The sequence below is a fragment of the Pandoraea captiosa genome (assembly GCF_902459775.1).
GTDB lineage: Bacteria > Pseudomonadota > Gammaproteobacteria > Burkholderiales > Burkholderiaceae > Pandoraea > Pandoraea captiosa.
On the sequence record NZ_CABPSQ010000009.1, the window covers coordinates 12,507 to 28,367 of the forward strand.

At 63.4% G+C, this 15,861-nt stretch carries 12 protein-coding genes; 4 read left to right on the plus strand and 8 right to left on the minus strand.

Features of this window, described 5'->3' with window-relative positions; genetic code table 11:
- Positions 1-226 precede the first annotated feature (226 nt).
- The 5 genes from cobA to PCA31118_RS19810 form a co-directional block, all read right to left on the minus strand.
- Complete coding sequence (cobA, locus tag PCA31118_RS19790) at positions 227-1,003, minus strand: uroporphyrinogen-III C-methyltransferase (protein WP_150626919.1); 777 nt, start codon at positions 1,001-1,003, stop codon at positions 227-229.
- 35 nt (positions 1,004-1,038) lie between these two features.
- Positions 1,039-3,765, minus strand: a complete 2,727-nt coding sequence (locus tag PCA31118_RS19795) for a nitrate reductase (protein WP_150626786.1) — start codon at positions 3,763-3,765, stop codon at positions 1,039-1,041.
- Between the two features lie 38 nt (positions 3,766-3,803).
- Complete coding sequence (gene nirD, locus PCA31118_RS19800; protein WP_425495386.1) at positions 3,804-4,238, minus strand: nitrite reductase small subunit NirD; 435 nt, start codon at positions 4,236-4,238, stop codon at positions 3,804-3,806.
- Between the two features lie 11 nt (positions 4,239-4,249).
- Positions 4,250-6,712, minus strand: a complete 2,463-nt coding sequence (gene nirB / locus PCA31118_RS19805) for a nitrite reductase large subunit NirB (RefSeq protein ID WP_150626787.1) — start codon at positions 6,710-6,712, stop codon at positions 4,250-4,252.
- Positions 6,713-7,126: 414 nt separating this feature from the next.
- A complete protein-coding gene (locus PCA31118_RS19810; RefSeq protein ID WP_150626788.1) occupies positions 7,127-8,311 on the minus strand; it encodes an acyl-CoA dehydrogenase family protein in 1,185 nt (394 codons plus the stop codon).
- Between the two features lie 263 nt (positions 8,312-8,574).
- Here PCA31118_RS19810 and PCA31118_RS19815 point away from each other — a divergent pair, with 263 nt between their 5' ends.
- Together PCA31118_RS19815 and PCA31118_RS19820 are read left to right on the plus strand one after the other, a co-directional pair.
- Positions 8,575-9,084 carry a flavin reductase gene (locus PCA31118_RS19815; protein WP_150626789.1) on the plus strand — a complete coding sequence of 170 codons (510 nt, stop codon included), beginning with the start codon at positions 8,575-8,577 and terminating at the stop codon, positions 9,082-9,084.
- 46 nt (positions 9,085-9,130) lie between these two features.
- Positions 9,131-9,892 carry an EthD family reductase gene (locus PCA31118_RS19820; RefSeq protein WP_150626790.1) on the plus strand — a complete coding sequence of 254 codons (762 nt, stop codon included), beginning with the start codon at positions 9,131-9,133 and terminating at the stop codon, positions 9,890-9,892.
- A gap of 11 nt (positions 9,893-9,903) precedes the next feature.
- On the opposite strand, the gene PCA31118_RS19825 is transcribed toward PCA31118_RS19820, so the two are convergent.
- On the minus strand, positions 9,904-10,824 hold the full coding sequence (locus tag PCA31118_RS19825; RefSeq protein ID WP_150626791.1) for a LysR family transcriptional regulator: 921 nt from the start codon (positions 10,822-10,824) through the stop codon (positions 9,904-9,906).
- Positions 10,825-10,978: 154 nt separating this feature from the next.
- Positions 10,979-12,289 carry an MFS transporter gene (locus PCA31118_RS19830; protein ID WP_150626792.1) on the minus strand — a complete coding sequence of 437 codons (1,311 nt, stop codon included), beginning with the start codon at positions 12,287-12,289 and terminating at the stop codon, positions 10,979-10,981.
- A gap of 311 nt (positions 12,290-12,600) precedes the next feature.
- Between PCA31118_RS19830 and PCA31118_RS19835 the strand changes: the two genes are divergently transcribed.
- Together PCA31118_RS19835 and PCA31118_RS19840 are read left to right on the plus strand one after the other, a co-directional pair.
- The gene (locus PCA31118_RS19835) at positions 12,601-13,521 is read left to right on the plus strand and encodes a LysR family transcriptional regulator (RefSeq protein ID WP_150626921.1); all 921 of its coding nucleotides are present in this window, start codon (positions 12,601-12,603) and stop codon (positions 13,519-13,521) included.
- 48 nt (positions 13,522-13,569) lie between these two features.
- On the plus strand, positions 13,570-14,496 hold the full coding sequence (locus tag PCA31118_RS19840) for a LysR family transcriptional regulator (protein WP_150626793.1): 927 nt from the start codon (positions 13,570-13,572) through the stop codon (positions 14,494-14,496).
- A gap of 18 nt (positions 14,497-14,514) precedes the next feature.
- Here the strand turns inward: PCA31118_RS19840 and PCA31118_RS19845 are convergent, their stop codons facing one another.
- A complete protein-coding gene (locus tag PCA31118_RS19845) occupies positions 14,515-15,681 on the minus strand; it encodes an acyl-CoA dehydrogenase family protein (RefSeq protein WP_150626794.1) in 1,167 nt (388 codons plus the stop codon).
- Positions 15,682-15,861 lie beyond the last annotated feature (180 nt).

Genomic DNA, 15,861 nt, shown 5'->3' on the forward strand with positions numbered 1-15,861 from the left:
CGATGTCCCCGGCATCCGGTGTTTTTGGCAAAGTGTCGAAGTCTTGTAAGGGCCGACACCGTCGGCCAGTCAATGAAAATCCCTGCTTGAGACGCTTGTCAGGCCATCGTCGGCGAGACCGCTCCCCGGCGACAACGTCGCTCCAACCAACATGTTCGACGGGTGCCAATGCGCCATTTCAGCGATTCCAACGATTCCAGCGCACGGGCACTGACGATACAACGCTTCATGCCGCCCTGGCGATGACGCTGTCGCCCGGCACTTCCGGCGCATCTCCGCTCGGCGCGCACACTGCCGCCTCACCGACCGCGCCGCCCACGAGCAGAATGGCGGGACTGGCGAAGCCTGCAGCGCGAACGTCCGCAGCGAGCCGTCCGAGCGACGTCACCATCCGGCGCTCCTGCGAGGTGCCCGCCCACTGCACCGCCCCGGCCGGTGTGTCGGCATCGAGATGCGCCAGCAATGTCGCGCTCAGTGCCTCGACCCGGTGCAGCCCCATGTAGATCGCCAGCGTGGTGCCCGTCGCCGCGAGCGCCGCCCAGTTCGGTGCACTGCCGTCCTGCCGGTGCGCGGTGACGAAGGTCACGCCCGCGCAATGATCGCGATGCGTGAGCGACATGCCCAGGCCGGCGGCCGCCGCGAACGCGGCGGACACACCGTTGACGATCTCCACCGGCACGCCCGCCCGCCGCAGCGCCGCCATCTCCTCGCCTGCCCGGCCGAACATCAACGCGTCGCCGCCCTTGACCCGCACTACATGCGCGCCACGCTTCGCAAAGCGACACATCATCCGCTCGATGAACGCCTGCGGCGTGGAGCGACAGCCGCCGCGCTTGCCCACGGCAATCACGCGCGCCTGCGGCGCGAGCGTGGCGATCTCGGGATTCGCCAGATCGTCCACGAGCAACACATCGGCCTGCCCGAGCACGCGCGCCGCGCGCAGCGTGAGCAGATCGAGTGCGCCGGGACCGGCGCTGAGCAACGTGACTTTCCCCTGCTTCATGATCGTTCTCCCTTGAATCTTCAGTGCTGTCGGCGTCACGCCGCGCTCGCCGCCGTCGACATAGAAGCCGAGGCGCAAGCAGAAGCCGACGCCGCGCACATGCGCCGCAACTCCGGCAGGCATGAGCCGCAGACCGTGCCGCAACCGAGCGTTGCCTTGAGCTGGCCGACGTCGGCACCCGCCGCGATGGCCGCGTCAATGCTCGACGCCGTCACCGACCTGCACTGACATACGGTGCGATCGCGCGGAGCGGTCGGCCCGCCGTCGGCCGCAAATACGGCGTGACGTGCCCGCGTCCACGGCGAGGCCTCGCGCACACGGGCGAGCAGCGACGACGATGCCGTCACATCCGCTTCGCTGCCCGCGACCAGCACGCCGTCGATCAGCGTCTCGCGCCACGCCACACGCTTGGTCATCGCACGACGCGCATCGCGATATTCCAGCAACGACGCGTCGCGCGGCAGCGCCAGCGCCGTATGCAGGCGCTCCAGCCATTCCGTATCCGGCTGGTCGTCGGCAGCCGTCACCACCAGACGGTCGTCGCCTTCCAGACGCACCGCCGCAAACCGTCGTTCGGCCAGCAGCGGTTGTACCGCCGCGTGTAACCGGAGCGCATCGCCGCGCCTCACCGCCGCCACGCGCCAGGGCAAGGTCAGCGGGTCGACGCGCACGGCCGCGTGCTTGAGTTCCGGCTGCTTCGAATACGGGTCGACGACGCCCGTCGTGGTGTCGTTCACGCCACCGCCGCCGAGGAACTGGCCGCTCCAGTGCATCGGGACGAACACCGTGCCCGACGCCACGTCATCGCTCACGGCAAGCATGAGCACACGTTCGCCGCGACGGCTCGACAACCGCACGAGGTCGCCTGCGCGCAGACCACGACGCGCGGCGTCGCCCGGATGCATCGTCAGCGAAGGGTCCGGCGCATGCTCGAACGACTGCCCGACGCGCCCCGTGCGACTCATGCCATGCCACTGATCGCGCAAACGCCCGGTAAGCAGACGCAACGGATGCCGCGCGTTGATCGGCTCGGCAACCGGCTGGTAATCGAACGCATGAAACCTGGCTCGGCCGTCGGGCGTCGCAAAAATGCCATCTTCATAGCGACGCGACGCACCCTGTGCCGCCCCCGCCGGGAAGGGCCACTGCTGCGGTCCGCGCGCTTCCAGCAAGGCGTAATCGATGCCGCCGATATCGAGGTCGCGACCGACGGTCAGCGCACGATGCTCGTCGAATATCGCCTCGACGGACGAAAACGCGAACGGCTCGGGCGACACGCCGAGCTTCGGCGCGAGTCGCCGCGCCGCTTCGCTCGCAATCCACCAGTCCGCACGGGCCGCCCCCGGCGCGGCCACCGCCGCGCGCACGCGGGAGATCCGGCGCTCCGAATTCGTGACCGTGCCCGTCTTCTCCCCCCAACTGGCCGCAGGCAGCAATACGTCGGCATACGGCACGGTGTCCGTCTGATGAAACGCTTCCTGAACGACGACGAACTCGGCATTGGCCAGCGCCTCACGCACCCGCGCGCTGTCGGGCATCGAATGCACCGGGTTCGTACAGGCGATCCAGATCGCCTTGACGCGCCCCGCCCGCACGGCGTCGAACATCTCCACGGCCGGCAGCCCCGGCCTGTCCGAGAGCCCTGTCACGCCCCAGATCTGCTCGACTTCCGCGCGATGCGCCGCGTTGCCGATCTCGCGATGGGCGGCGAGCATCGTGGCGAGTCCGCCGACTTCGCGTCCCCCCATGGCGTTGGGCTGGCCGGTCAACGAAAACGGCCCGGCACCGGCGCGACCGATCTGCCCCGTCGCCAGATGCAGATGGATGAGCGCCAGATTCTTTTGCGTGCCATGGCTCGACTGATTCAGTCCCATGCAATAAAGAGACAACGCCGCCGGGCTCTCCCCGAACCAGTCGGCGGCCTGACGCAGCGCCGACTCCTCGATGCCGCAGATGTCCGCAACGAATTGCGGCGCATAGGCGCGCAAGGTCTGCTTGAGCGCGTCGAAGCCCTCGGTGTGTGCATCGATGTACCGACGGTCGATGCGTCCCTCCCAGATGAGGTGATGCAACATGCCATGAAACAGCGCGACGTCGGTGCCGGGTACGATTGGCAGATGCAGATCGGCCATCGCCGCCGTATCGGTGCGGCGCGGGTCGACGACGATCCACCGGATCGACGGGTCGGCAGCCTTCGCCGCCTCGAGACGACGAAACAGCACCGGATGCGCATACGCCATATTGCTGCCCGCAAAGATCACGGTGCGCGCGGCGTCGAGGTCGTCGTAGCATGCGGGCGGACCGTCGGCACCGAGCGCCATCTTGTACGCACTCACGGCGCTCGACATGCACAGGCGCGAGTTCGTATCGATGTTGTTGGTGCGCACGAGCCCTTTGGCCAGTTTGTTGAAGACGTAGTAGTCCTCGGTCAGCAACTGCCCCGAGACGTAGAACGCGACGGCGTCCGGTCCGTGACGGTGAATGACATCGGCAAAACGCGACGCCACCGCTTCGAGCGCGGCGTCCCATGTCACGGGCGCACGTCCGGCGTCCCGCGACGCGCGCATTTCGGGCATCAGCACACGTCCGGCGAGCGACTGCGTGGTCAGCGGCAGCGTCATTCCCTTGCTGCACAGTCGCCCGTGGTTCGCCGGATGCGCCGGGTCGCCCCGCACGCCGACGATGCGCTCGCCGTCGCTCTCGACGAGCATGCCGCAACCGACGCCGCAGTAGCAGCAGGTGGTTGACGTGATGGTGGTCATAACGGACTCCGGCCCCGGGGTTTATCGAGAAACGTGCGTCAGGCGGCGATCCCGTCGGCGACACCCGCCGCACCAGCCGAGCCAGCCGCATCAGTCAACGCAGCGGCATCGTCGCGGGCCGTCTCGTCGAATGCCAGATACACCTCACCGGCCTCGATCCGCACCGGAAAGCGCTGTGCGCAGCCCACGTCCGGTGCGCAGGCTTCGCCCGTCGTCAGGTCGATGTTCCAGGCGTGCAGCGGGCACGTTACCTTCTCGCCGTGCACGATGCCTTGCGACAACGCGCCGCCCTTGTGCGGGCATTTGTCGCGCAACGCGAAGACACTGTCGCTCTCGGTACGAAACAGCGCGATGTCACCGGTGGCGTGCGTGAGCACACGCGAGCCCAGACGCGGAATCGCGTTCACGTCACAGACATGCAGCCAGGTCGGTTGGCATGGCTCCATAGCGGTCTTGGGGGTCATGACGGTCATGGGGCGTCTCCTCAGGCAGTCGTGGTTTCGGTGACGAGCGCCGTTCCCGCGAGCGTAAGCGGGCGATACTCATTGGCCTGCGCGCCGTCGATACGCGCCTGCCACGGGTCCTGCAAGCCGTCGAGCGAGAACAGCAGCCGCTCGTACAGCGCACGGCGATTCGCCGCGTCGCTCACCACCTTTTGCTTGACGTAGTCGAGGCCCACGCGTTCGATATAGTGGACCGTGCGGTCAAGGTAGTAGGCTTCCTCGCGATACAACTGGAGGAACGCGCCCGTGTATTCCTTGACCTCGTCGGCCGTCTTTACCTTCACGAGAAATTGCGCCACTTCCGTCTTGATGCCGCCGTTGCCGCCCACATACAGCTCCCAGCCCGAGTCGACGGCGATCACCCCCACGTCCTTGATCCCGGCTTCGGCGCAGTTGCGCGGACAGCCCGACACGGCCAGCTTGACCTTATGCGGCGACCACATGTTCGCGAGCATCGTCTCCAGATCGATGCCCATCTGCGTGCTGTTCTGGGTGCCGAAGCGACAGAATTCGCTGCCCACACACGTCTTCACCGTGCGGATCGACTTGCCGTACGCGTGGCCCGACGGCATGCCCAGATCGCGCCACACATTCACCAGGTCGTCCTTCTTCACGCCGAGCAGGTCGATGCGCTGGCCGCCCGTGACCTTGACCATCGGAATCTGATACTTGTCCGCCACGTCGGCAATGCGGCGCAGCTCGCTCGCGTTCGTCACACCGCCCTTCATCTGGGGAATGACGGAGAACGTGTTGTCCTTTTGAATGTTGGCGTGCACGCGCTCGTTGACGAAGCGGCTTTGCGGATCGTCCACAGCCTCCTTGGGCCACGTGCTGAGCATGTAGTAGTTCAGCGCGGGGCGACACGTCGCGCAGCCATTCGGCGTGCGCCACTCCAGGAAGTCGAAGGCGGCGCGGTGCGTGGTGAGACGATGTTCGCGCACCGCGCGACGCACCTCCGCATGCGACAGGTCGGTGCAGCCGCACACCGCCTTCTGCTTCGGTGCGGCGTCGTACGTCGAGCCCAGCGTGCTCATGAGGATCTGCTCACACAAACCGGCGCAAGAGCCGCAGGAACTCCCCGCCTTGGTGTGCTTCTTCACTTCGTCCAGCGTGAACAGGCCCTTCTCGGTGATCGCGCGAACGATGGTGCCCTTGCACACGCCGTTGCAACCGCACACTTCGTCGCTGTCCGCCATGGCCGACGCGCGGTTCTGGCCTTGTGTGCCGACGTCGCCCACGCTCGATTCCCCGAACATGATGCGCTCGCGCAACTCACCCAGCGCGCGCCCTTCGCGCAGCAGTTTGAAGTACCACGCACCGTCTGCCGTGTCGCCGTAGAGACATGCCCCCACGAGCTTGTCGTCGCGAATGACGAGCTTCTTGTAGACGCCGCTTGCGGGGTCTGACAGCACGATCTCCTCGGTGCCCTCGCCACCGAGGAAGTCACCGGCCGAGAACAGATCGATGCCCGTGACCTTGAGCTTGGTCGAGAGCACCGAGCCGCGATAGCTGCCGATGCCCATGAGCGCGAGGTGGTTCGCACACACCTTCGCCTGCTCGAACAGAGGCGCCACGAGACCGTACGCCACGCCACGGTGACTTACACACTCGCCCACGGCGTAAATGCGCGGATCGTACGTTTGCAGCGTGTCGGACACAACGATGCCGCGCGCGCAATGCAGCCCGGCCGCTTCGGCAAGCGTGGTGTTGGGACGAATGCCGGCGGCCATCACGACGAGATCCGCCGCGATTTCCTCACCGTTGCTGAACTTCACCGCGCGCACGGCGCCGCGCTCGTCGCCCAGAATCTCGGACGTCTGGTGCGACAGGCGAAAGGCGAGACCGCGCGCTTCGAGCGACTGTTGCAGCAGCTTGCCTGCGGTGGCGTCGAGCTGACGTTCGAGCAGCGTGGACGCCAGATGGACGACCGTCACATCCATACCGCGCAGTTTCAGACCATTGGCCGCCTCCAAGCCGAGCAACCCGCCACCGATCACGACCGCATGGCGTTTGACTTTCGCCGTCTCGATCATGATCTCGGTGTCGCGAATGTCGCGATACGTGATGACGCCGTCGAGATCCTTGCCCGGCACGGGGAGAATGAACGGGCTGGACCCGGTGGCGATCAGCAGCCGGTCGTACGGCGCTTCGGTGCCGTCGGCGCAGCGCACCACGCGGCGTGGCCGGTCGATTTGCGCGACTTCCTTGCCCAGATGCAGCGTGATGCCTTTTTCCGCATACCAGTCGAGCGGATTGAGCACGATGTCCTGAAACGCCTGCTCGCCCGCGAGCACCGGCGAGAGCAGGATGCGGTTGTAGTTCGGATGCGGCTCGGCGCCGAACACGGTGATGTCGTATTGATTCGGTGCGATCTCGAGCAGCTCTTCGAGCGTGCGGATGCCGGCCATGCCATTGCCGATGACGACCAGACGAGGTTTGCGCATGCTGTCTTCTCCTGTTGCCGTGCCCGCGTCGCGCGCGGCGCCCGAAAAACAAAACGGCGTCCATCCGTGCCGGGGCACAGAGGGACGCCGTTGTCCTGTGGGTGCGTCGCTCGCTCTCACGCCTCGCGCCGCACCTGAATTCATTGCCGGCGACGCCTTTGCCGCTGGCGTTATGGCTAACGCAACAAGCGTGCCAGGCAACGTTCAGTGATCGGCAAAGTCGCAGACAGCAACGCGGAGCAAGGAAGAGATGGAAGTTTGTCTATAGGCAGAGTCCGATTTTCCACCGAACTCTGCTGCACCGCACCAGTGCACCGTGCGAGATATTCGCGCCGCGCGCACCAGAATGACGCCGTGGGGCGCAACGCACCGTGATGATCGTCGGTAACTGCATCGCGCCCGTTGCGGGTCGGATTATGGATAAGGCGTAACGGGAGGAATGCCCGCAAACAACGCGCCCGCGCTATCGTAGGTCGCCTCCCCCAGGAATGCGTGCTGTGTAACGACGAGCGAATCTCGCATGATCCACTGCAGTCGATTGTCGCTGTAAATCGCTGCCGTCCCGGCCAGCCGGTAAGCGATCTGCACGACGTCGGCACAGACCTGCGCGGCGTGCGTGGCGCTCAGGCGCAGCAGATTCGCCTGCTCGGGCGTCACCGGCTTGCCGGCCAGAATCGATTCCCACGCAGCCTCCGGCGCCTCATAGAAAAATGCGCGGGCGCTACGCAACATGGCCTCCGCCTTACCGAGTTCGATCCGGTAATAAGCGCGATCGCCAAGACGCGGCGCCCCCGTCACCGTTTTCGTGCCACCGGCCATCTCGGTGACCATATCGAGCGCCGCTCGCGCAAGCCCCAGGTTCACGGCGGCATGGACCTGCGCCTGATAGGAAATCGCCGGATAGCGATACAACGGTTCGTCGATCGTCGGTGCGGTGCCCCGCGTGAACGTCCATGCCGCGTCCACGCGCTTTTTGTGCAATCGCAGATCGTGGCTGCCCGTGGCCTGCATTCCCACCACGTCCCAGTTGTCCACGATCTCGACTTCCGACGCCGGAAACACAGCGGTCAGCGGCTTGCCGGCGGCAGCCCCGCCGCCGTTCGCTGCCGTGCCGCCGATCCCTACGCCAAGCCACGAGGCGCCTTTGCAGCCGCTGGCAAAACGCCATTGCCCGGTGACTTCCCATCCGCCTTCGACCGGGACCGCCGGTTGCAGGGGATACAGGCCGCCGCCGAAGACTTGATCGGGGCCGCTCGAATAGATCACGGCCTGTGTCTCCACCGGCAACGAGGCAAGGTAGATGTTGCCGGAACCGAATGCGGCGACCCACCCCGTGGATCCGTCGACCTCGGAAATACGCTCCACGACCCGCAAGAACTCGGCGGGGGGCAGCGCGTCGCCGCCGAAACGCTTCGGCGTGCTTGCGCGGAAAATGCCGACGGCCTTCATCTTCTCCACCATGTCGCGGGGCACATGCGACAGCCGGTTGAATTCCTCCCGACGATCTTTGACTTCGGCGAGCAGCGCATCGAGCGCGCCCACCGTCACCGGTCGACGCTCGTGCGAGGTGAGCAGCACTTCACTGGGTTCGATCTTCATTGGCATCTCCAGGACGGACTCAAGCACCGCACGGCATGGAAAATCGCCGCTCACTGCTCGAATAAATAATGCAATGAAGCATCCCGCCACACTCACCCATCGTCAAATTACCAATTCGAATTTGGGAAATAACCAGAATTCATTCGTTTAAAAAAACCTAAAAAAATAAGCGTCGCTAATATCGCCAATAATTTAATCGAATTTGCCTGTCATTTCTGACGCGAACTATGATTCAGACGTTCATTGAGACGGATCGCACCGACATGCAAATCAACGAATTGATGGCGAAAGAATTCCGACAGGCGATGTCGCGTTTGTCAGCGGCGGTGAACGTCGTCAGCACCGATGGCCCGAACGGTCGGTACGGCGTCACGGCGAGCGCCGTTTGCTCGGTGACCGACGCCCCGCCGACCGTGCTGGTCTGCCTGAACAGAAAAGGCGCCGCTCACGACGCATTGCTGGGAAACGGCAAGGTCTGCATCAACATTCTTTCCGGGCGCCACGAGAACCTTGCCATGCAATTTGCAGGCATGACGAACGTCCCCCACGCGCAGCGATTCTCTTCGGAAATGTGGCATGAAGGATCGTTCGGCTTGCCCGTATTGCGCGATGCCCTTGCGAGCCTCGAAGGTGTCATCGTCTATACGAAAATCGTCGGCTCGCACACGGTGATTTTCGTGGAGATCGCCAATATTCAGATGGGCGATAGCGGAGACAGCCTGACCTACTTTGGCAGAGCCTTTCATCGTTTGCGCGAAGCCGTGCCGGCATAACGCGAGCGCAAGGCAATCCACGAACCTTCCGAACTTTCGATCTGCCATGGCACTGTGTGTATTCCTGACGGCGACTGCCGAACCTGCCGAACCTACCGCTTCGCAAACCGACGAACCGGTCAGCGCCGTGGCGATTCGCGACGCGCTGCATCGCACTTCCGGCCTGCAAAAGCTGGCCGTTCACCTGCCCGACACGGCCAGCGCGGACGATCCCTTCATTGCGGCGGAGCGTGCACCGAAGTGCGCGATGCAGTTGTACTTCGGTGACATCGAGACGCTTGAAGCGGCACTGACGAAAGGCAGCGCATTGCACTCGCTGCTCGATCCCCGGTCGTGTCCCTCATTCCGCGATTGCGACTGGACGCTGCAAGCCATGCTCACGCGCCGTTTTTCCGTGCCAGAGCCCTGTTCGCGCCACTCGCCTCCATCGCCTCCCTCGCCAGGGGCGGCCACGCGTGCCGATGGCGAGGAAAAATGCACCTATCTGGTTGCCTACGAAGGTCCGGCCGACGATGAGAACGCCTGGCACGATCACTACATCCGACATCATCCGCCGCTGATGGCTCAGTTGCCCGGCGTGCGTGAAATTGAGATCTATACCCGGATCGACTACCGCAGCAGCTTGCCCGCCGAACGGGTGAGCCACATGCAACGCAACAAGACCGTCTTCGACTCGCTGCGCGACCTGACGCAAGCGCTGGCGTCTCCGATCCGACAGCAGCTTCGCGAGGACTTTTTGTCCCTGCCTGCGTTCTCCGGCGGAAGCCCTCACTACCCCATGCGAACGTTCGAATACCGCATCGCGTAGGCGTTGGTATGTCACGTACGCGACGAAAACAGCTCGATCAGTAGGGCGCGCAGCCAGTCGATACCGTCGTCCTCCGAGAAGCGGTCATGGCTATACACACCCACCGTTATCGGCGGCAACGCAAGCGGAAGTCGTAGCAGGCGGTATGTGTCGTTGCGATTGACCTGCGCCGCAATCGCGTGCGGGAGGATGAACGCGAGATCCGTCGTTGCGACAATCTGCGGGGCAATCGTAAATTGCGGCACCTGCAGCGCAATATTCAGTTGAACGCCTGCCTGACGAAACGCCGCCTCCATTGCAGAATGGTGACCGGTGGTATTCGTGCAAGAATGCACAAACCTCAGGCGATTCACGTCGTCGATCGTCAGCGAGCTTTCCCGGAAGGGATGTTCCGCGCGCAGCATGCAGACGAATTCGTCCTCACGCAATCTGTCGAAGCGACATTCGTGCCCCGGCTCAGCGAGGTATCCGAGCGCGAGGTCGATGTCGCCTTTGCGCAAAGCGGTCGTAATCAGATCGACGGGAAGTTGCTGCACTTGCACACCGACATGGGGCGCACGGCTCGCCAGCACATGCATCAGCGCCGGCAAGACGTGCAACTGCGCCATGTCGGACATCGCGACGCGGAAGGTTCTCGATGCGCTCGCGGGTTCGAACCTCACGTGCTTGACCAGCGCCCCGCGAATGATGGTGAACGCTTCCTGAATCGGCGAATGCAACCGCGTTGCGGCAGGCGTGGGTTCCATCGAAAGCGCATTCCGCACGAATAGCGGATCGTCGAAAACCTCACGAAGACGACGCAGGGCATGACTCACGGCGGGTTGGCTTACGTGCAGCCGGTCCGCAGCGACCGTCAGACTGCGCACTTCCCATATCGCCAGAAATGTCCTTAGCAAATTCAGATCCACCGTGGTCATGTTGACTGGCTTCATTCGGTCAGTCCTACCATACGATCATTTCATTACCGACACGCCATGAAAAACAGGGACGCACGCCCTGTCTCATCGGTCAGCGATGGAAACCGAAGTCCCCGATCACTGCCCCACAGGCCGCCGTCCCCACAGTAAATGCTGCCCTTCGATGTCCTTACGCCGATCGGTCGCGAATCCGTGCATCCCGCGGATAAGTCTCCGGTGCAATCAACGTCGTGACCACCGTCACCATACCGAGCGCTGCGACATAGAGTGCGATCGGCCCGATGGTTCGATAATGCGCGAGGAGCGCTGTGGCGATAACCGGCGCGAATCCTGCACCCAACACCGATGACAGTTCCCGCCCGATGCCGAGTCCCGAATAGCGCAGTCGCGGCGGAAGCAATTCGCTGATGAAGGCCGGTTGTGCGCCCTGGAGCGTGCCCAGCACCAGACTATTGGCCAAAATGAGCGCAGTCATCACGGCAGTTGTCGTGCCTTTCTGGAAAAGGAAGAAGAACGGATAGGCAAGTGCCACGATCCCCACCGCCCCGATCAAATATACGGGTTTGCGGCCGATGATGTCGCTGACATACCCGGAAAACAACGACACCGGAATGGACAGCAACATCGAGATGATCAGTCCGGTGTAGACGAGTTGATCCGAGATTCCGCTGAACTTGCCGAACGCGATCGAGAAGGCGAAGAAAATCCACGACGCCGTGCCCTCGCCCAGACGCAGACCGAACACCATGAGCACGCGGCCCGGGCACGTTCGCAACACGTCCACCAGCGGTGCATGAGCGACCTGACCCTCGCGGCTGATCTTGGCGAAATCCGCGCTCTCCGCGATATGCGAGCGGAGATAGACACCGATACCGATCATGACGAGGCTAAGCCAAAACGGCACGCGCCAGCCCCACGTGAGAAAGTGCTCGCCCGACAGACGTTGCGCGAGCATGAACGCAGCGGTCGACAGCGCGAATCCGATCACTGCCCCGGAAGGACTCCAGGCCGACAGGCGCGCGCGCTTGTGCTGAGGGGCGTTCTCGCTGATGAGCAGAATGCTCCCGCTCCACTCACCGCCTGCCGCCAGCCCCTGCACGAGCCGCAGCGCGACAAGCAGTATCGGCGCCGCGAGACCGATTTGCGCATAGGAGGGAATGAGCCCCATGAGAAACGTGCTGCTCCCCATCGCCCCCAATGTGAGCATCATCACGGCGCGTCGGCCGTATTTATCGCCAAAGTGCCCACATAGAATGCCGCCCAGCGGACGCGCCACGAACCCTGCTGCAAGGCCGCCGAACGCGGCGATCGTGCCGGTCAGCGGATCCACCCCGATAGGGAAAAAGATCGTCCCGAAGACCGAGGCCGCAGCCGTGCCGTACAGGAAAAAGTCGTACCACTCCAGTATCTGTCCGATGACCGAGGTCAATACCGCTCGACGGACGCGTTTCCGGTCGCTGTCTGTCGCGCTGATCCGCATGCCGTCTGAAATTTCCGCCGCAACGCTCATAGCATCAAGCCTTTTAAAAAGTGAATCGCCAGCGATTCTCGTGTCACCTGTCGGTCAACAAATTCTGGTACCTGCCAGCCGATTCAACAAATTCATCTAAAATCGCATCGTCATCAGCCAGATGAATGAACGATCAGGCGCTTCAGGTCCCTGGCACGCACATCGTTCCGTCGAAAATCGACACGCCGAAGGCCGTTGCTGCGCACAGGTTTCTGCCCGAGAATCTGTGTCGCAAGGTAGGTATCCCCAGGAAATCCCAACGCGGACTGCACGGCATCGCCATGACGACGGTTGACAGTATCGATTTGAATTTGCTGCGCGTTTTCGATGCGATTGCGAAGGAACGCAGCCTGACCCGAGCCGGGGAACGACTCGCGTTATCGCAGCCCGCCATTAGTTATTCGCTGGGCCGCTTGCGTCTGTTGTTTGGCGACACGCTTTTCGTGCGCACACGTACCGGAATGCAGCCCACGCCTCTGGCAATCGAGCTGGAGTCTCCGATTTCGCGCGCCCTGATGACCCTGCGCGACGCGTTGCGCTACGGCGAGTCCTTCGACCCCGAGCGCAGCAAGCGCGCCTTCCGGCTCTCGCTGTCCGACGCCGGTGAACTGGTCTACCTTCCCCCGATCAGCAGCGCACTCAATCGTCTGGCCCCAAACGTCAAGATCACCGTCGACCCGCTGCCTTACGACATGGTCGAGGAAGGACTACGCTCCAATCGCATCGATTTCGCGATCGGGAATTTGCCCGGCTTGCGGCTGAAGACGCGCGCGGAAGTCTTGTTTCAGGAGTCGTACGTCTGCATCACGCGCGCACGCGCCGACCTGCCCCCGGGGCGGGTGATCGATATCGACTATTTTTCATCGGCGTCCCACGTTCGTATCCCGTCGCGGGAGCACTACCGCCAGTCGGTCGATGCCGCGTACCGCCTGCAGGGAGTGGATCGGAAGATTGCGCTCGAAGTGCCGCATTTCTCGGCGTTGCCGAAGCTGCTTGCCGTGAGGGACATATTCGCGACGGTGCCGCGACGACTTGCCAGCACGCTGGTGGCGAAAGATGCACGGCTCAGGATCTACGAGCCGCCCGTGTCCCTGCCCAAGGCTGAAATTTCGCTGCACTGGCACGAGAACTTCGACGCGGACGGTGGAAACGTCTGGCTTCGCAGACTGTTGTCTGACGTGATTCGCCAGTCTTTTCAATAAGCTGGAACAAGCCCGACTGAACTACCCGTTTCCCGACTCGCGAACATCATGAAATCGATCGAAGGCATTGACCTCAATCTGCTGCGTGTTTTCAAGGCGATTGTCGAAGAGAAGAGCCTCACGCGCGCGGGCGAACGCCTTTCGCTGTCACAACCCGCCGTGAGTCACAGCCTCGGCAGGCTTCGTACGCTGTTCGACGATCCGCTGTTCATTCGCACGCGTGCGGGCATGCAACCGACAACGGCCGCGCTCGAAATCGCGACCATCGTCTCGAAAGCCCTGGAATCGGTTCAGGTAGCGCTGCGTTACGCGCAGCGATTCGATCCTTTGACCAGTACCCGCACGTTCCGGCTTTCGGTCTCGGACGCCGGTGAGCTTGCGTATCTGCCGGCAATCTGGGGCGCACTGCAACCGGCGGCGCCGAACGTGCGTCTCGGCGTCTTCCCGTTGCCGGTCGACGAAATCGAGGAAGCGCTACGCTCCAGCAATATCGACTTCGCGGTAGGCAACCTGCCGACACTGACATCGCGCACGAGCCAGTCGCCCCTGTTCGATGAAACCTACGTCTGCATCACGCGAAAGCGCAAAGGGCTGCCCGCCGGCGCAACGATAAGTCTTTCCGCACTGCAGGCAGCGCGACACGTGCAGGTGTCGTCCGCCGAGCATAGTCACCACGCGATCGAAACTGCCTTCGTGCAACACGGTGTGAAGCGCAATGTCGTTCTGGAGGTGCCGCATTTCGTCTCGTTGCCCGACGTTCTGGCCGCCACCGATTGGTACGCCACGGTACCGCATCATCTTGCCGCAGTGTTCGCGCAGGACTGCCCGCTGCGCATCTACGAACTCCCCGTCGATCTGCCCCATGCCGCCGTGACTTTGCATTGGCACGAGAACTTCGAATCCGACGAGGCGAATGTGTGGATGCGGGCGTTGCTGACCGACGTCATTCAGGGATTCGACAAACGTTGGGCCTGACACCTTGCATGCCAGGTGTTAATCCTGCATCAGCGCGCGCCCGATGATGAGTTGCTGGATCTGCGTGGTACCTTCATACAGTCGCAGCAGCCGCACGTCGCGATAGAAACGCTCGACCTTGTATTCGTTGATGTAGCCGGCGCCACCATGCACCTGCACGCCGCGATCGGCCACACGCCCGACCATCTCCGTGCAGAACAGCTTGGCGCATGACGCGCGCATGCTGACGTCGGCGTCTCGCGAGCCCGCCGGTTTTGCGTCGTAGCGCAACGCGCAATCCTGCACCATCGACCATCCGGCATACAGTTCGGCCTGGCTGTCGGCGAGCATCGCCTGCACCAGCTGGAAGTCGCCGATACGCTGACCGAACTGCTTGCGCTCACGCGCGTAGGCCACCGACTCGTCGAGAATGCGCTGCGCCATGCCACACGCGAGCGCCGCCACGTGCAAACGCCCCCGGTCAAGCACCTTCATGGCAGTCTTGAAGCCCTTGCCTGCCACGCCGCCGATCACGTTTGCCGCCGGCACGCGCGCCCCCTGAAGCACGACGTCGCAGGTCTTGGTGCCGCGCTGCCCCATCTTCCTGTCGGGCTTGCCCAGCGATAGCCCCGGCGTGTCGGCCGGTACGATGAACGCCGAGATGCCGCCCGCGCCCTCCCCGCCCGTGCGTGCCATCAACGTGAAGGCGCCCGCGCGTGGCGCGTTGGTGATAAAGCGCTTCACGCCGTCGAGCACATAGGTGTCGCCGTCGAGCACGGCGCGGGTCTTGAGGGCAGCCGGGTCCGATCCGACGTCGGGCTCCGTGAGCGCGAACGACATGATCAGTTCGCCGCTTGCCACACGTGGCAGCAGATCGCGCTTTTGCGCGTCGGTGCCATCCATCAAAATGCCCTGCGAGCCGATGCCCACGTTCGTGCCGAACACCGAACGGAACGCGAGCGACGTCTGCCCGAACTCATAGGCCACGCGCACTTCCTGTGCCATCGACAGGCCGATACCACCAAATTCCTCCGGAATCGACAGCCCGAACAGACCCATTGCCTTCATCTCGTCCACGATGGCCGCAGGCACCTCGTCATGCATCTCGACGTCGTCCTCGGCGGGCACCAGCCGCTCACGGATGAAGCGCTGCACAGTCGCGAGCAACAACGCGAACGATTCGCTATCCAGTCCCTTCGATGTCATCGGGCATCCCTTGAAATATGTCGTAACACTTGTCTGCCGGGCGGCCAGAGGCGGCCGCGAATTTCGCTATCTTACCCGCGCACATCGCCCAAAGGCACGCCACACATGCCTGCGCAGGAGGCCGCCCTTGCGTCTTCCCATCATTTCCACGTCTCGGACAACAGTCTATTAGCTAGCATC